The organism is Streptomyces carpinensis (genome assembly GCF_002154505.1).
In the GTDB taxonomy this organism is placed as follows: Bacteria; Actinomycetota; Actinomycetes; order Streptomycetales; family Streptomycetaceae; genus Streptomyces; species Streptomyces carpinensis.
Map to the genome: position 1 here is coordinate 1 of NZ_MUBM01000112.1, position 16,259 is coordinate 16,259.

At 72.9% G+C, this 16,259-nt stretch carries 11 protein-coding genes; 5 read left to right on the forward strand and 6 right to left on the reverse strand.

What is annotated here, in order from left to right:
- Positions 1 to 400 precede the first annotated feature (400 nt).
- Both BZY54_RS16515 and BZY54_RS16520 read right to left on the reverse strand, forming a co-directional pair.
- Positions 401 to 1,687 carry an LCP family protein gene (locus BZY54_RS16515; RefSeq protein WP_086725958.1) on the reverse strand — a complete coding sequence of 429 codons (1,287 nt, stop codon included), beginning with the start codon at positions 1,685 to 1,687 and terminating at the stop codon, positions 401 to 403.
- Positions 1,688 to 2,046: 359 nt separating this feature from the next.
- Positions 2,047 to 2,802 (reverse strand): TIGR03089 family protein, encoded by a 756-nt coding sequence (locus BZY54_RS16520; protein WP_086725959.1) that lies wholly within the window; start codon positions 2,800 to 2,802, stop codon positions 2,047 to 2,049.
- Positions 2,803 to 2,935: 133 nt separating this feature from the next.
- Between BZY54_RS16520 and BZY54_RS16525 the strand changes: the two genes are divergently transcribed.
- Complete coding sequence (locus BZY54_RS16525; RefSeq protein WP_086725960.1) at positions 2,936 to 4,414, forward strand: peptidoglycan recognition protein family protein; 1,479 nt, start codon at positions 2,936 to 2,938, stop codon at positions 4,412 to 4,414.
- A 106-nt stretch (positions 4,415 to 4,520) separates the two neighbouring features.
- Complete coding sequence (gene manB / locus BZY54_RS16530) at positions 4,521 to 5,603, forward strand: mannose-1-phosphate guanylyltransferase (protein ID WP_086725961.1); 1,083 nt, start codon at positions 4,521 to 4,523, stop codon at positions 5,601 to 5,603.
- Positions 5,604 to 5,691: 88 nt separating this feature from the next.
- Here manB and BZY54_RS16535 read toward each other — a convergent pair whose 3' ends face one another.
- The 4 genes from BZY54_RS16535 to BZY54_RS16550 all read right to left on the reverse strand — a co-directional run bounded on the left by BZY54_RS16535 (position 5,692) and on the right by BZY54_RS16550 (position 9,744).
- The gene (locus tag BZY54_RS16535) at positions 5,692 to 6,696 is read right to left on the reverse strand and encodes a DNA-3-methyladenine glycosylase family protein (protein ID WP_086725962.1); all 1,005 of its coding nucleotides are present in this window, start codon (positions 6,694 to 6,696) and stop codon (positions 5,692 to 5,694) included.
- Between the two features lie 100 nt (positions 6,697 to 6,796).
- Positions 6,797 to 8,104, reverse strand: a complete 1,308-nt coding sequence (locus BZY54_RS16540) for a coenzyme F420-0:L-glutamate ligase (protein ID WP_086725963.1) — start codon at positions 8,102 to 8,104, stop codon at positions 6,797 to 6,799.
- Complete coding sequence (cofD, locus tag BZY54_RS16545) at positions 8,101 to 9,084, reverse strand: 2-phospho-L-lactate transferase (RefSeq protein WP_086725964.1); 984 nt, start codon at positions 9,082 to 9,084, stop codon at positions 8,101 to 8,103. Before cofD ends, BZY54_RS16540 begins: the two co-directional genes overlap by 4 nt.
- A gap of 147 nt (positions 9,085 to 9,231) precedes the next feature.
- Positions 9,232 to 9,744: a cysteine dioxygenase gene (locus BZY54_RS16550; protein WP_086725965.1), complete on the reverse strand. Its 513-nt coding sequence runs from the start codon at positions 9,742 to 9,744 to the stop codon at positions 9,232 to 9,234.
- Positions 9,745 to 10,416: 672 nt separating this feature from the next.
- Here BZY54_RS16550 and BZY54_RS16560 point away from each other — a divergent pair.
- From BZY54_RS16560 to BZY54_RS16570, 3 genes are all read left to right on the forward strand, one after another.
- Positions 10,417 to 10,680 carry a WhiB family transcriptional regulator gene (locus BZY54_RS16560; protein WP_003975777.1) on the forward strand — a complete coding sequence of 88 codons (264 nt, stop codon included), beginning with the start codon at positions 10,417 to 10,419 and terminating at the stop codon, positions 10,678 to 10,680.
- Positions 10,681 to 10,908: 228 nt separating this feature from the next.
- On the forward strand, positions 10,909 to 14,718 hold the full coding sequence (locus BZY54_RS16565) for a glycosyltransferase family 2 protein (protein WP_086725966.1): 3,810 nt from the start codon (positions 10,909 to 10,911) through the stop codon (positions 14,716 to 14,718).
- Positions 14,715 to 16,226, forward strand: coding sequence for a DUF5719 family protein (locus BZY54_RS16570; protein WP_086725967.1), 1,512 nt, complete (start codon positions 14,715 to 14,717; stop codon positions 16,224 to 16,226). The genes BZY54_RS16565 and BZY54_RS16570 overlap by 4 nt, the downstream gene beginning before the upstream one ends.
- The last annotated feature ends 33 nt before the right edge of the window (positions 16,227 to 16,259 follow it).

Below are 16,259 nucleotides of genomic sequence, written 5' to 3' on the forward strand. Positions count from 1 at the left end.
TCCCAGCCCGCGCAGACCCGCACCGCGCGGGGCGGGTCTGCGCGGGCTGGGAACCGCCGACTGCGGAGCGGAAGGAGTCAGTCGCAGTTCGTATTCGCCGGTGTTCGGATTGAGCACCCACTGGTCTGCGGGATCGATGTTGTCCGCCCGCCCACGGCCTTGCGCGTCCACGGTTGTCCGAATCCTCCGTCGGGGCCACGCGGCGCCTCCCCCCTCAAGAGGCGCTCGGGTCTGTTCACGCAGTGCACGACCCCAGGGAGACCTCGCGGCCGGTAGCACCGGATCGCTCACACTATCCGGCCGGTTGAGGATTGAGCGACGCCGGTGACAAATTCCACGCCCCTTACAACTGGGCAATCCGCCCATTTCCTTGAACAGAAGTTCGCCTTTGGTCGCGGCTTTACCCACAGAAGTCCTCGGCGGCGGTGTTGCCGGGGAACGCCGGGGTGGGTGAAGGTGGGACCGCGAAAGCCGCGGCGAGGGTGCGGTCTTCAGGCGTGCCCCTGGAAACGTACCGACCGTAGTCGTACGACTGCGCAGCCGAACCTTCGGTGGGACGGGAATCTGGCACCCCCGTCGGGTAATCCGAATGCACCGCAGCCGAATTGCCGCCGTTTGCTCCGGAATCCCGTGAATCCTCCTTGGCGACCTCCACCGGTTGATCCGCCCGCAGCCGGGCGAACAGCTTTTCGGCCTCCGGTTCCACGAGCTGGTCACGATTGGCGTCGTAGACGTACGACTCCCGCGGAACCGTCAGGAACCGCACCTCTTCCGTGGGGATCTCGCGCAGCCCGCGCACGAGTTGGTAGAGACCGCGCAGGCTGGCCAGCGCGGGGTCGGTGGTCAGGGACGAGGTGGCCGCGTCCAGGACGGGATACAGCTTCACGGGGTTCAGCAGGACGTCGTCGCCGCGCACCTTGTTGACGAGGGCGCCGAGAAACCGCTGTTGGCGCTCCATCCGGTCGGTGTCGCTGCCGTTGCCCAGGGACTTGCGGGCACGGACGTAGCCGAGGGCCTGCTCGCCGTCGAGCGTCACCCGGCCCGCCGGCAGCCGCAGTCCGGCGTCCTTGTCGTTCACGGGCTTCTTCAGGCACATCTCGACGCCGTCGACCGCGTCGACCATCTCCTTGAACCCGCTGAAGTCGACGACGACGTGGTGGTCGATCCGGATGTCCGTCAGTTTCTCGACGGTGCGGATGGCGCAGGCCGGACCACCCGTCTGGTAGGCGTAGTTGAGCATCGCGAACGTCGCCTGGGAGCGGCTGCCGTCCGGGCGGCGGCAGCCGGGCACGTCCACCATCAGGTCGCGGGGCAGTGAGACGGCGGTGGCGTTGCGCCGGCCGGCGGCCAGGTGCAGCAGGATCATGGTGTCGGACCGCTCGGTGCCGCCGTCCCGGCCGTATCGCCCGTTGCCGTCGCCGGAGCGGGTGTCCGACCCGATCAGCAGGATGTTCTGCGCGCCCTTGACCAGGGCGGTGGGCCGCTCCTTCGCGTAGCGCCGAAGTTCTGCGGCGGCCGCCTCGTCGGGGGTGATGTTGTCGCTGAGTTTGACGTAGACCGCCCACCCGATCCCGGCGGCCGCGGTGAGCAGGACGGCCGCCCCGAGCGCGGTGCCCCGCAGCCAGCGCATGCGCCGCCGGCGCATGAGCCCGGCCCCGGTGGCCGACACCCCCAGGGCCGGCCCCATTGCCGGCCCGGCCGGGGCGCCGGCGCGGTCCTCGGCGCGGCTCTCGCCTGACCTGCGGGTCACGTCTGAGACCACCCCTCTCCTCGGCCCGTTCTACGACCATGGCCCGGAGGGGGAGCGGGGGAGGGGTCGTGATGGACCGAACGAGGGACACGTCCGGCCCGGGGGCGGTCGTCAGAGCCGTGGAGGCGGGTGTGCGGCCATGTCTCCGGACAGGTGGCGGGTCACGTCCGCGGCCGTCAGGTGCCAGGTCACTCTGCGGCCGTCAGGTGGCGGGCCGTGCCTGCGGCTGCCGGGCATCGGGGTTGTGCCTCCGGCGATCAGGTGTCGGGCCGTGCCTCCGACCGCTTCCACGGCCGTCACCGCGCGGTCGCCGTGACCCGTTCGGCCTCGATGCGCTTGGCCAGCGACTCCTCGCCCAGCCGGTCCAGGTTCCGGCACAGGACGACCGAGCCTCCGGCGGCGAGCGGCGCGTACAGGCCCGCGCTCAGCCCCTCCCAGGTGTCGTACGGCAGCCCCGACAGCAGCCGGGAACCCGGCCCCGTCAGGTCCAGCCCCGGGGCGTCCGCCCGGGCCCGCTCCACGACCTTCGCCGCCGTGTACTCGGCGCCGGCCACGATCAGGGCGGGGTCCTCCGGGTCCACTGGCGCGAACGGCGCGAACCGGTCGCCCTGTCCCGGCACCTCGACGGCGTAGTCGACGAAACCCGCCGGTGGCTGCGGGAACCGTCCGCCCAGCGGCCGCAGCGCCAGTGCGACGCGCTCGCCGGAGCAGGCCCGCGCGGCCTCGAGCGTGTCCGGTCCGCTCACCACGACGTCGGCCGCCCCCGGATCTCCGCCGACGTCGGCGACCGTGCCCACCGACGCGCACGCGAGCAGCCACACCGCCGTCTGCCAGTGCGCCGGCAGCAGCAGGGCGACCCGGTCGCCGGGTCCGGCGGCGAGATCCCCCTGGAGGAGGTTCGCGGTCTTGGCCACCCAATTGGCGAAGGTGGCCACGGACAATTCGACGCGTTCGCCCGTGGCGTCGTCGTAGAAGGTCACCAGGGGGCGTCCGGGATCCGCGGCGAGCGCGGAACGCAGCAGGTCGGCAGGGGTGCGTTCGGTGGCGTTCACCCGGGCTAGCGTACGCGGCGCGGCGCCCGCGCACCGCGCTGTGGCAGTCATGGGGGGCGGCGGGCGGCCACCGGTTCGGGGGAAGGTTCATCCGACGCACCGTCAGTTGCCTAATGGACAGATATGTATGACTATGTCCAAGATCGTGGGCATGCGTCGACGATACGGATTTCTTGCGTCCTCGATCGGTGTCATCAGTTCGGCGGCGCTCGCTCTGGCGCCCGCCCTCCCCGCAACGGCCGCGACGACGGCGAGACAGTCCTTCGCGGCACTGGCGACGGCCGCCCCGGCACGGGCCTCGGCCGCGTGGGTCTCGGCCGCGCCGGCCGCGGAGCGCGCCGGCACGGAAGCGGCGGACGCCTCCGGCAGCACCCGATCCCTGCCCCTCGTCCCGTTCACCGAGGGCCGTGCCCGCGGCCGAAGCCCGGGCGCCGCCTCTGAATGGGGCCTGTACCGCGCGGATGTGCGGCACTTCTCGCTGGTCGGCGTCGTCTGGGACGACCCGGAGACCGAACTGCACGGCAGCGTCCAGATCCGCACCCGTTCCGCCGCCACCGGCACCTGGTCCGGCTGGCAGACCGTCGACACCCACAACGCCGACCACGGAGCCGACCCCGGCACCGCCGAACGCACCGCCGGGCACGTGCGCGGCGCCACCGCGCCGCTGTGGGTGGGCGACTGCGACGGCGTCGACGTACGCGTCCGGGCGGACACCGGCGACCGCGGCCAGGGCGCCCTCGACCCAGCGCTGCCGCTGCCCTCGGGGCTGCGGGTCGAACTCGTCGACCCCGGCGACGAGCCCCCGCCCGCCGGCCCCGACCCCGACCAGCCCGACCAGTCGCGGACCGGCGAACTGAGCGAGGCGGCGACCGCCGCCTCAGCCGCCAACGCCGGCCTCGCCCCGATCGGCGCCACCGAGATCCCCGCGCTCGACCGCGAGGACACCGAAGACGAGCTGTTCGCCCTGCGCGGCGGCGAGCTGACGACCGGTCAGCGAGTCGAGCCCCATGTCGGCCCGCGCCCGACGATCGTCACCCGCCGCGGCTGGGGCGCGGACGAGTCACTGCGCGCCGACGGCTTCGTCTACACGAAGAAGGTCAAGGCGGCGTTCGTCCACCACACCGTGACCGGCAACAACTACAGCTGCTCGCAGGCCCGCTCGGTCATCCGCAGTATCTACCGCTACCACGTCAAGAGCATGGGCTGGCGCGACATCGGCTACAACTTCCTGGTCGACAAGTGCGGCACCATCTACGAAGGCCGCGCCGGCGGCGTGGCCAAGCCGGTGCTGGGCGCCCACACCATGGGCTTCAACAGCGACAGCGTGGGGATCGCCGTCATCGGCACCTACAGCAAGTCCAAGCCCTCCTCGGCCGCCGTCAGGGCCGTCGCCAGGCTGCTGGCGTGGAAGCTCGGTCTCTACGGGATGAATCCGCGCGGAAAGACATATCTGAAGTCCGCCGGTGGCAACCTCTACCAAAAAGGAAAGAACGTACGCCTGAACGTGATCTCCGGCCACCGGGACGGATTCGCCACCGACTGCCCCGGAAGCAAGCTCTACGCAAAGCTCGGCACGGTCCGCAAGGACGCGGCGCGCTACCAGGGGCGCTGAGGCCGGACCACACCGCACGGCCCTCGAAGGCGGCCGGGAACGGCCTGCATACACTGGCCGGCCGAAGGACAGATCGGCCGGTCCCGGCAGGAAGCAGAGACGACAGGTGACAGAAGCGATCCTCCTGGTCGGCGGCAAGGGCACCCGGCTGCGCCCGCTCACGGTGCACACCCCGAAGCCCATGGTGCGGGCGGCGGGGGTGCCGTTCCTCACCCACCAGCTGGCGCGGGCGAAGGCGGCGGGCGTCGAGCACATCGTGCTCGCCACGTCCTATCTGGCCGAGGTCTTCGAACCGTACTTCGGCGACGGCTCCTCCCTCGGACTCCACCTGGAGTACGTCACGGAGGAGGAGCCGCTGGGCACGGGCGGCGCGATCCGCAACGTCGCCTCGCGCCTGCACTCCGGCCCGGACGATCCGGTCCTGATCTTCAACGGCGACATCCTGACCGGCCTGGACATCCGGGCACTGGTGCGCGCCCACGAGGAGACGAGCGCCGACGTCTCCCTGCACCTGACGAAGGTGACGGACCCGCGCGCCTACGGCCTGGTCCCGACCGACGGGACGGGCCGCGTGCTGGCCTTCCTGGAGAAGCCGCAGACTCCGGAGGAGATCGTCACCGACCAGATCAACGCGGGGGCGTACGTCTTCCGCCGCTCGGTCATCGACACGATCCCGCAGGGCCGCCCGGTGTCGGTGGAGCGCGAGACCTTCCCGGACCTGCTGTCCGCCGGCGCCCACCTCCAGGGCATGGTGGACTCCACCTACTGGCTCGATCTGGGCACCCCGGCCGCCTTCGTCCGCGGTTCGGCGGACCTCGTCCTGGGCCGCGCCCCCTCCCCGGCCGTGCCCGGCCGCTGCGGCGACCGCCTCATCCTGCCCACGGCCTTCGTCGCCCCCGACGCCAAGCTGACCGGTGGCACAGTGGTCGGCGAGGGCGCGTTCGTCGCCGAGGGCGCGCGTGTCTGCGGCAGTACGATCCTGCCCGGTGCCGTCATCGAACCCGGTGCCGTCATCACCGACTCCCTCATCGGCAACGGCGCCCGCATCGGCACCCGCTCCGTCCTCACCGGCACGGTCATCGGCGACGGCGCGGTCATCGGCGCCGACAACGAGCTGCGCGACGGCGTACGGGTATGGTGCGACGCCCGGATCCCGGCGGGCGCGGTGAGATTCTCCTCGGACCAGTAGGTACGCCACGCGGCTGCGGGCAGTCGTGCCTCCTCCGGTGCCCGACGCACAGGAGCGCGGGGGAGGCACCCCGTCAGCGCGCGAGTGCTCAGAGGCGCCCGATGTCACCGATGGGCATCCGGGGTGCCCGCCGAGGCGGCACCCGCCCGCTGAGCAGGATCAACCGGGCCGCCCGATGTCTCTGTCCCGCATACGGCTCCAGCAGCCGCAGCATCGCAGCGTCGTCGGCATGCCGGTCCCCGGCCAGCGCGAAGCCCACGATCCCCGGCAGGTGCAGATCCCCGATCGTCACCGCGTCCGCCGCCCCATGACTGCGCTGCACGGTCTCCGCCGATGTCCACGGCCCGATACCGGACACCAGTTCCAGCCGTTCCCGCGCCGCCGCCGGAGGCATCCGTACCGCCTCTTCCAGCCGCGCCGCGACCCGCACCGCGCGCAGCACCGTGGCCGCCCGCTTGTCGTCGACCCCGGCCCGGTGCCAGTCCCACGAGGGAATCAGCGCCCAGGTGCGCGGCGCCGGCATGACGTACATCCGCACGGGCACCGGACCGGGCGCCGGCTCCCCGTACTTGCGCACCAGCGTCCGCCACGCCGCGTACGCCTCGACCGTGGTGACCTTCTGCTCCAGGATCGACGGGATCAGCGACTCCAGCACCAGCCCGGTCCGGGTCAGCCGCAGCCCGGGCCGCCGGTGGTGGGTGAGTGCGAGCAGCCGGTGCCTCGGCACGAACAAGGACGGATCGTCGGCGGCCCCGAGCAAGTCGGGCAGCTGCTCCAGCAGCCACTCGGCCCCCGGTCCCCACGCCTGGCCGCACACCTCCCGGCCGCGCGCGAAGACCCGTAGCGTCCCGGGCCCCAGCGGCGTACGGCCCGCCCGCCACACGGACCCGTCGGGCGTCGCACGGAACGTCGGATCGCCCGGCCCGCGCCGCAGCGGCCCGAGCACCAGCCCCAGGTCCAGGGGCCCGTCCGGCACCCAGGTGCGTTGCCGCCCCGGCGCGGTGGCCTGCCGGGGCACACCGGCGGAGGGCACGGCGACATGGCCACCGCGCACGGTCGTACGCGTGGGCCGCGGAGCGAAGCGTCCTGCCACGAATGGGTCTCCGTAAGTTCGCCGGAGTGGTTCCTATGAGACTAAGCGGCGCTACGGACGAGCCGCCGGAAGTGGCGGCCACTCCGCTCGGAAGCAGCGGTCACCGCACCTCGATGAACGCGCCCGCCTCCCGCTCCGGCCGCGGTCGCGGCTGCTCCGCCGGATGCCCGACCGCCACCGCGCCCATCGGGTCCCAGGTCTCGGGAAGGCCGAGCACCTCGCGCACCACGTCGCGGCAGAACATCGTCGACGACACCCATGCCGAGCCCAGCCGCTCCCCTGCCAGCGCGACCAGGAAGTTCTGCACGCCCGCGCCCGCGGCGACCACGAACATCTCGCGCTCGGCCCCGTCCCGCCGTATGTCGCCGTAGGTGTGCGAGCCGTCCATGACGAGGCAGGGCACCACCAGGTACGGCGCGTTCCGCAGCACGTCGCCGCGGCGCACCCGCTTGGCGATCGACTCCTCCGTCTTGCCGTCCCGTCTCAGGTCGGAGATCCAGGCGTCCCGCATGGCGTCGAGCAGCCGGGTCCGGGACTCGGCGGACTCCAGCAGCACGAACCGCCACGGCGTCGTGTGGTGCGGCGCCGGCGCGGTCACCGCCGCGGCCACCGCCCGCCGCACCGCCCCGGGGTCGACGGGTTCGTCCGTGAAGGCGCGTACGGTACGGCGCTGGGTCACCGCCTCCCGTACCGCCTCGGAGGCACCGAGCCGGAACATGTCATCGCGCGCGTCGCGCACCATGGCCCTCGCTCCCTCGCCGTGCTCCCCGGACACCACGTGGGCCAGCCCGCGCACCACCGCGACGGGCAGCCCGGCCGCCTTGCCCTTCACCAGGTCACCGGCGGCGGCCAGTTCGTCCGCCGTCGCCACCACCGTCGCACTGAGCGGATTGCCGTGGGCGTCCGTGGCGCCGCGCAGATCGTCCAGCACGCGTACGCCCGCGGCGCCGATCGCGACGTCCGTGAGCCCCGCACGCCAGGGCCGCCCGAACGTGTCGGTGACGACGACCCCGACGTCGACGCCGAGCGCGTCCCGCAGCCCCTCCCTGATGGCGCGCGCCGAGGCGTCGGGGTCCTCGGGCAGCAACAGCACGGTCCCCGAAGGGGTGTTGGAGGCGTCGACCCCGGCCGCGGCCATGACCAGGCCCTGTCGGTTCTCGACGATCCGCAGTGGTCCGCGCCGGGCCACTATCCGTACGGTCTCCGCGTCGATCGCGGCCTCCCGGTCGGCCGCGACGACGACTCGGCCCTCGGCCTTGGACACGATCTTGGACGTGACCAGCAGGACGTCGCCGTCGGCCAGTCGCGGCTCGGCGGCCGCGATCAGCTTGCCGAGGTCGTCGCCCTGCTGTACCTCGGGGATCCCGGCGATCGCCCAGACCCAATACCCGGGCGCCCTCTCGCTCAAGCCCCCCGCACCTCCTCCGCCAGCACCAGTGCCTCCCGCGCCATCTGGGCGGCGGCGTCGACGTCGGTCATCATCAGCGGCACCGCCCGGCACCGGATCCCGGCCGCCTCGACCCGCTCCACCGAGGCCGCGTCCACCGTGTCCACGAGCCAGCCGTCGAGCAGCCCCGAGCCGTAGTGCTCGGCCACCGCCGCGGCCGTGGACTCCACGCCGACCGCGGCGAGGACCTTGTCGGCCATCCCGCGCACGGGCGCGTCCCCGACGATGGGGGACAGGCCTACCACCGGAACCCCGGCGTCGGCGATCGCCTCCCTGATACCGGGCACGGCCAGGATGGTGCCGACGGAGACGACCGGGTTGGACGGCGGGAAGAGGATCACGTCCGCCTCGGCGATCGCCTCCAGCACGCCGGGCGCGGGCTTGGCCTGCTCCGCGCCGACCGGCACGACCGCCTCGGCGGGCACCGACGCGCGCAGCCGCACCCAGTACTCCTGGAAGTGGACCGCCTTGCGCTCGCCGTCCTCCGCGGCGGAGTCACCGCTGGGCAGCGTCACCGCCACGTGCGTCTCCACGCGGTCGTCGGTCATCGGGATCAGCCGCACCCCCGGCTTCCACCGCTCGCACAGCGCCTCGGTCACCGCGCTGAGCGGATACCCGGCGCTCATCATCTGGGTGCGCACGATGTGTGTGGCGAAGTCGCGGTCGCCGAGTCCGAACCAGTCCGGTCCGACGCCGTAGGCCGCGAGTTCCTCCTTGAGGTGGAAGGTCTCCTCCGCCCGGCCCCAGCCCTGCTCCTCGTTGATACCGCCGCCGAGCGTGTACATCACCGTGTCCAGGTCCGGGCAGACCTTCAGCCCGAAGAGGTGGATGTCGTCGCCGGTGTTGCCGATGACCGTGACGTCCGCGTCCGGCACGGCCCGCTTCAGACCGCGCAGGAACCGGGCACCACCGATGCCGCCTGCCAGAACCACAATCCGCATGGGGCCCAGTCTTGCAGGCCGGTCGGACAACGCGGTGCCGGTAGGGCGATGCGGCGCCTCGCCCGCCCTCCCCCCGGACTTCGACGTGGGCATCTGCCGCCCCGTCGAAACTCAGTGCGGCGCTCCTCCCCGCCCCGCGTCCGACTGCTACGCGCCGACGGCGTCCACCGCCTGGTGCGCCGCCCCCGCGCACGACGCGGTGGAGTGCATGGGCATCTCGGTCAGTCCGGGGGAGTAGACGTGCAGGCTGACCGCCGGCCGCAGCGTGTCGTTGACGACCTCGTGCACGTACCCCGGCGCGAACACGCGCTGGGCGCCCGCGCCCAGCGCGCGCGTGCCCCGCGAGGTGTGCTCGGTCAGGGTGCCGTCCAGGACGGTCAGCACACCGGAGGAGCGGCCGTGGTCGTGCAGTCCGCTGCCCTGGCCGGGCACCCAGGACAGCAGCCACACCTCGTAGCCGGGACCGGTGCGCAGCCGGTAGTACCAGCGGGTGGTCGCGTCGTACCGGACGAGGTCCTCCCACTGCGCGCGGTCGGCCGCGATGGAACGGGCCAGACCGACGAAGTCGGCCACGGTGGCCGGGTGCTCGGGCGGGGTCTGGAGCAGGTGCGGGACTTCGAGGATGTCGCCGGCGATCTGGAGGTCGCTGTCGCTGTTCATGAGGGTGTCGTGGTTCCTCGGTGGGCCGATCGGAGGGAACGGTCGCCGGGCCGTGGAAGGGGGGCCCGGACGGCGGCTGGAGCGCGCGTGTGCGCGAGGGCTCAACAGCCGGAACAGCCACAGCTACAGCGAGCGCGGGCAGCACCGTGGGACCCGGCGGTGCGGGTCGAGGTGAGTGCCGAGTTCGCGAGCATGCCCACAAGCAGACCGGTTCACACCACCACTGTCAACTCGACGCCCGGAATGTGGGACATGTTTCACCTCTTCCGGTTCATCTCTCGGGTGAAAGGTTTGCTCAGCGGGAGAGTGGGACACATGGCGCACATGCCGGGCGCGCAAGCCCCGTTGCGGTCTCGTGATCCGACTGTGATCCGGTTCGCTTCGGTGCGCGTGTCGGAACGGGATCGATGGCCTGGGCGTCCTTCACTTCTGGGGCTCCGCGAGGGTTCCGCGCGGGGCGACGGGTCTTCGGGGCCTCGGCTGCGTGTCAAGGTTTATGCCGATTTGAACACTTTCCGCATGGCCTTGGTTCCGCAGAGTGAATAAGGGACCCAATAGCAGATCTCGGCTTGACTCGCCCGGAGCAGCACACTTGTAATTTCACTCGTGTCGTTCAGCCGAGATCGGTAACGGCTACATCACGGGGACGCGAAAGACAGACGAGGGGCGCACATGACCGAGCTGGTGCAGCAACTGCTGGTCGACGACGCGGACGAGGAACTCGGCTGGCAGGAGCGCGCGCTGTGCGCCCAGACCGACCCCGAGTCCTTCTTCCCCGAGAAGGGCGGCTCCACCCGCGAGGCCAAGAAGGTCTGCCTCGCCTGCGAGGTCCGCTCCGAGTGCCTCGAGTACGCCCTCGCCAACGACGAGCGGTTCGGCATCTGGGGCGGCCTGTCCGAGCGCGAGCGGCGCCGTCTGAAGAAGGCCGCGGTCTGACCCTCCGTCGAGCGCCGTCCGACCGCCGCCCGGTCACCGTCCGTACGCGGACTCCGCGTACATTCCCCATGCAAACGTCACGAACGGCCCGTCGCAGGTGGGTTATCCACAGGCGGCGGGCCGCCGTCATGGCCAGCCAGTAGTGTGGTCGCTCGTCCGAGACGCCCCGCTGCCCTCAGGGAGCACAGGCGTCCACCGCAGTCCACCGAACCGGGGCCGTGTATCTCGATGTCCGTGCACAGCCATACGGCAGCCCACTACGACGTCACCGCAGCAGCGTCGTCGGACCACGCGCGCGCGACGCAGTTCGCCCCGCAGTCCGACCCGACCCGTCCGCCGGAGTTCCCGCGGCACGTCGTCACCGCCGTCCTCGTCTCCCACGACGGCGCCCGCTGGCTGCCCGACGCGCTCGCCGGCCTGCTCGGCCAGGAACGCCCCGTGCAGTACGCCGTGGCGGCCGACACCGGCAGCGCGGACACCTCCGCCCAGGTGCTCGCCGACGCCCTCGGCGCCGACCGCGTGCTGCACCTCGCCCGGCGCACCGGCTTCGGCCAGGCCGTCGAGGAGGTCACCCGCACCACCCCGGTCCTCACCCCGCAGGAACTGCCGTACCTCAAGCGCCCCAGCGGCTGGGACCCCGTCACGCGCACCTGGCGCGACGACGCCTACGACCTGCCCGAACTCCCCCACGGAGAACCGGTGCAGTGGCTCTGGCTGCTGCACGACGACTGCGCCCCCGAACCCGGCGCCCTGGCCGAGCTGTTGCGGGTCGTCGACAACGAGTACGAGCTCGGCCGCGAGGACGTGGCGGTGGTCGGCCCCAAGCTGCGCGGCTGGTACGACCGCCGCCAGCTTCTCGAAGTGGGCGTCAGCATCGCCAACTCGGGCCGCCGTTGGACCGGACTGGACCGCCGCGAACAGGACCAGGGCCAGCACGACCACGTCCGGACCGTGCTGTCGGTCTCCAGCGCCGGAATGCTGATCCGGCGTGACATCTTCGAACAGCTCGGAGGGTTCGACCGCCGGCTGCCCCTGATGCGCGACGACGTCGACCTGTGCTGGCGCGCGCACGCCGCCGGCCACCGCGTCCTCATCGCCCCCGACGCCGTGGTACGGCACGCCGAAGCCGCCTCCCGCGAGCGCCGCACCGTCGACTGCGTGGGGCGCACCGCCGCCTCGCCGCACAAGGTCGACAAGGCCGGTGCCATCTACACCCTCCTCGTCAACACCCGCGCCGCCGCACTCCCCTGGGTGCTGCTGCGCCTCGTCCTCGGCACCCTGCTGCGCACGGTCGCCTACCTCGTCGGCAAGGTCCCCGGACAGGCCGTCGACGAGATCCGCGGCCTGGTGGGCACGCTGCTGCGGCCCGAGCGGATCATCGCGGGCCGGCGCAGGCGCGGGAAGCCGCAGATCGACAAGGGCGAGCTGCGGGCCCTGTTCCCGCCGCCAGGAGCGACGATCCGCGCCACCGTCGAACAGGTCGCGAGCAACCTCGTCGGCCGCTCCGACCCCGAGGTCTCCTCGGCCGGCCGGCACGGTGGCGCGGTCGAGTCCGGGCCCGGCGGCGAGGACGCCGACTTCCTGGAGATCGAGCAGTTCGCCCGGCTCAAGCGCATCGCCCGCAAGCCCGGCCCGGTGCTCTTCCTGGTGCTGCTGGCCGTCTCCCTCGTCGCCTGCCGCAGCCTGCTGGGCGGCGGCGCGCTCGCGGGCGGCGCCCTGCTGCCCGCCCCGGCCGACTCCTCCGAACTGTGGTCGCGCTACCTCGACTCCTGGCATCCGGTCGGCACCGGCGGCACCCCGTCGGCGCCGCCGTACCTGGCGTTCGTGGCGATGCTCGCCTCCGTGCTGTTCGGCTCGACGGGCCTGGCGGTCACGGTGCTGCTGATCGGTTCGGTACCGCTGGCCGGGTTCACCGCGTACTTCGCCTCCCGCCCGCTCGTCCCGTCGCGGCTGCTGCGCGCCTGGGCGGCCGTCGTCTACGCCTTCCTGCCCGCCACCACCGGCGCGCTGGCCGGCGGCCGCATCGGCACCGCGGTACTGGCCGTGCTGCTGCCGCTCATCGCCCGCGCGGGCATCGCGGCGAGCGGCCTGGCACGCGCCTCCGGCGCCCGCGGCAGCTGGCGCGCCACCTGGGCGTACGCACTCCTGCTGACCGTCACCACCGCCTTCACGCCCATCGTCTGGCCCATCGCGCTCGTCCTCGGCCTCGGCGTGCTGGCCGTGCGCCGCGGCGACATCGTGGCCCACGGACTGCGCTTCCTCGCCCAGTTGGGCACCCCGCTGCTGGTCCTCGCGCCCTGGTCGCTGTCGCTGCTGCCGTTCGGCTTCTTCAAGGAGGCCGGGTTGGAGTACGGCTCCTCCGCCGCCTCCGCGCTCGACCTGATGGGCGCCGGCCCGGGCGGACCGGGCACGGTGCACGGGCTGATGCTCATCGGCATCGTCCTGGCCGCGCTGGCCGCCCTGCTGCGCTCCGAGCGGCAGTTCGCCATCTGGACCGCCTGGGCCGTCGCTCTGGTCGCTCTCGTCTTCGCGGTCCTGTCCAACGGTTCCGCCTGGGCCGGTCCCGCCACCCTTGTCCAGGGCCTCGCCCTCCTGGCCGCCGCCGCTCTCGGCGCCGACGGGGCACGCGCGCGCGTGGCCGAACAGAGCTTCGGCTGGCGCCAGCCGGTCGCCGCGCTCATCGCCTTCGCCTCGGCCGCGGGCCCCCTGCTCATCGTCGCCGGCTGGATGATCCGCGGCGCCGACGGCCCACTGGAGCGGCGCGACGTGGCGCAGGTGCCCGCGTTCGTCGCCGAGGAGAGCAGCACCCGCGACCAGGCCCGCACCCTGGTCCTCGACAGTGACTCCGCAGCCCACGTCGGCTACATGCTCGTACGCGGTTCCGGAGTCCGGATGGGCGACGCCGAACTGGCCGCGGCGGACGGCGGCAACAGCAGGCTCGACAAGGTCGTCGCCAACCTGGTCGCCGGCTCCGGCGCGGACCAGGCCGGCCAGCTCGGCGGCTTCGCCGTGCGCTACGTCCTCGTCCACAAGGGCGCGCCCCGCGAGATCAGCCGCGTCCTGGACTCGACCCCCGGCCTGAGCCGGCTCAGCCAGCAGGACGGCAACGCCCTGTGGCGCGTGGACCAGGAGGTCTCGCGCGCCGCCATCGTGCCCGCCTCCGGTTCGGGCTCGGACTCCGGATCGGGCACCGGCACGCAGCCCGTGGCCGCCGGACCCGTCGAGATCCACACCACGATCCCGTCCGGCGCCGGGGGCCGCGTCCTGCGCCTGGCCGACGCCGCCGCCCCGGGCTGGACGGCCACCCTGGACGGCAAGCCGCTCACCCGCACCACGGTCGACGGCTGGGCCCAGGGCTTCCAGCTGCCCGCATCCGGTGGAAAGCTCGACGTCGCCTTCGACGACCCGGTCGGCCACACCGCCTGGCTGTGGGCCCAGGGCCTCCTCGCCGTCGTCCTCGTCGTCCTCGCCCTGCCGGGCCGGCGCCGCGACATCGACGACGACCTGCCCGAGGAGCAGCTCGTCGCCGCACCGGCGGTCACCGGCGAGGGCCGGCGGGCCCGTCGGCTGCGCGCTCAGGAGGAGGCCGAACAGGCCGCCCAGGAAGCGCCGTCGCCGGATCCGGGCGTCACGCCTCCTCCTGCGGAGGAGGCCCCCGCCGCCGTGGAGGAGGCCCCCGCCGCCGTACCGCACCAGCCGTCCTACGGCGAGTGGGACACCACCGCCTACGCCGGCGCCGCCGGAGCGGGAACCGCGACGGAGTACGGCGCCTATGGCGGCGAGCCGTACCAGACCATCCCCGACCAGGCCCAGCAGTACCCGGCGGGTGCCTACGACCAGGCGTACCAGGACGGCCAGGCCGGCCCGTACCAGGGCGGCCAGTACGACCCGTACGCGTACGGCGGGCAGGCGCCGGCGTCCTACGACCACACGACGTACCACCAGGGCTACGAGGAGCCGTACGACCCGGCACAGCACCACGCGCACGACCACACGCACGGCATCGGCAGTGAGCGCCCCGACGGGAGCCAGCAGTGAACCGCACGACCCTGTCCCTGATCGCCGGCGTGGCCGCGCTCGCCGCCGTCACCGGATTCGCCGCGCTGGACACCCCGGACGCGGCGGGCGCCGGCAGCGCCAAGGCCGCCGCCCGGCTGCCCGTCGAGCGCACCACCCTGGTGTGCCCGACCCCGAGCAACTCCGACATCGCCGACACCTCGTACACGTCCTTCACGCCCGTGACCAAGGGCACCGACGGTCACGGCAAGGCGCAACTCCAGCCCGCCGTCGAGGAGTCGGCCACTCCGGACGAGGGCAAGGGCAAGGGCGGCGCCGGCAAGAAGAAGGCATCCAAGCCCGCCCTGGAGCCAAAGGAGCCCGGTACGCCGGTCACCGGCGACACCTCGGGCGCGGACGCGCCGGCGCTGATCGGCACCGCCGAGGGCAGGTTCGCGCCCGGCTGGACCGTGCAGCAGACCACCGAGGTCGCCGCGGGCACCGGACGCGGCCTGCTGGGCGTGGACTGCACCGCCCCGGACACGGAGTTCTGGTTTCCCGGCGCGAGCACCGCGGCCGACCGGTCCGACTACGTCCACCTGACCAACCCCGACGACTCCGCCGCGGTCGTCGACGTCGAGCTCTACGGCAAGGACGGCGCCGTGAAGTCGACGGTGGGTGAGGGCATCACCGTCGCTCCGCACTCCAGCAAGCCCATCCTGCTGTCCACGCTCGCCGACGCACCGCAGCAGGACCTCACGGTGCACGTGAGCGTGCGCAGCGGCCGGGTCGGGGCGGCGGTGCAGGCTCTCGACGACAAGCTCGGCGGGGACTGGCTGGCGGCCGCCGCGGACCCGGCGGACAGCCTCGTCCTGCCGGGCATCCCCAAGGACGCCACCTCGGTGCGGCTGATCGCCTTCACGCCCGCCGACGCGGACGCCGACCTGAAGGTGAGACTGGCCTCGCCGTCCGGGCTGATCACACCCGCGGGCCACGAGACGGTGCACGTGAAGGGCGGAATGACGACCGCCGTCGATCTGGGCGACGTCACCCGCGGGGAGGCCGGCTCGCTGGTGCTGACCCAGACCTCGCCGTCCGTGCCGGTGGTCGCCGCGCTCCGGGTCATACGCGGCAAGGGCGACAAGCAGGAGACGGCGTTCATCCCGGCGACGGGTCCCGTCAGTGCGCGCGCCACCTCGGCCGACAACAGCGAGAAGGGCTCGACGCTCTCCCTGACGGCCCCCACCGCCGCCGCTCAGGTCAAGGTCACGGCTTCGGCGGGCAGCGAGGGCGGAACGGCGACCACGAAGACGTACACGATCAAGGCGGGCACGACCGAGGACATCACCCCGCCGGTCCCGTCCGGGCTGAAGGGCACCTACGCGCTGACGGTGGAGCGCCTGTCCGGCGGCCCGGTGTACGGGGCGCGCACCCTCACCGGTACGGAGGAGGGCGTCGCCGGGTTCACGATCCAGACCCTGCCGGACGACCGGGGAACGGTGTCGGTGCCGCAGGCGGACGAGGACGTGTCGGTGCTCCAGGGATCGTGACCGGCAGGGGTCGGCAGGAGGCAGCGGGGGCGT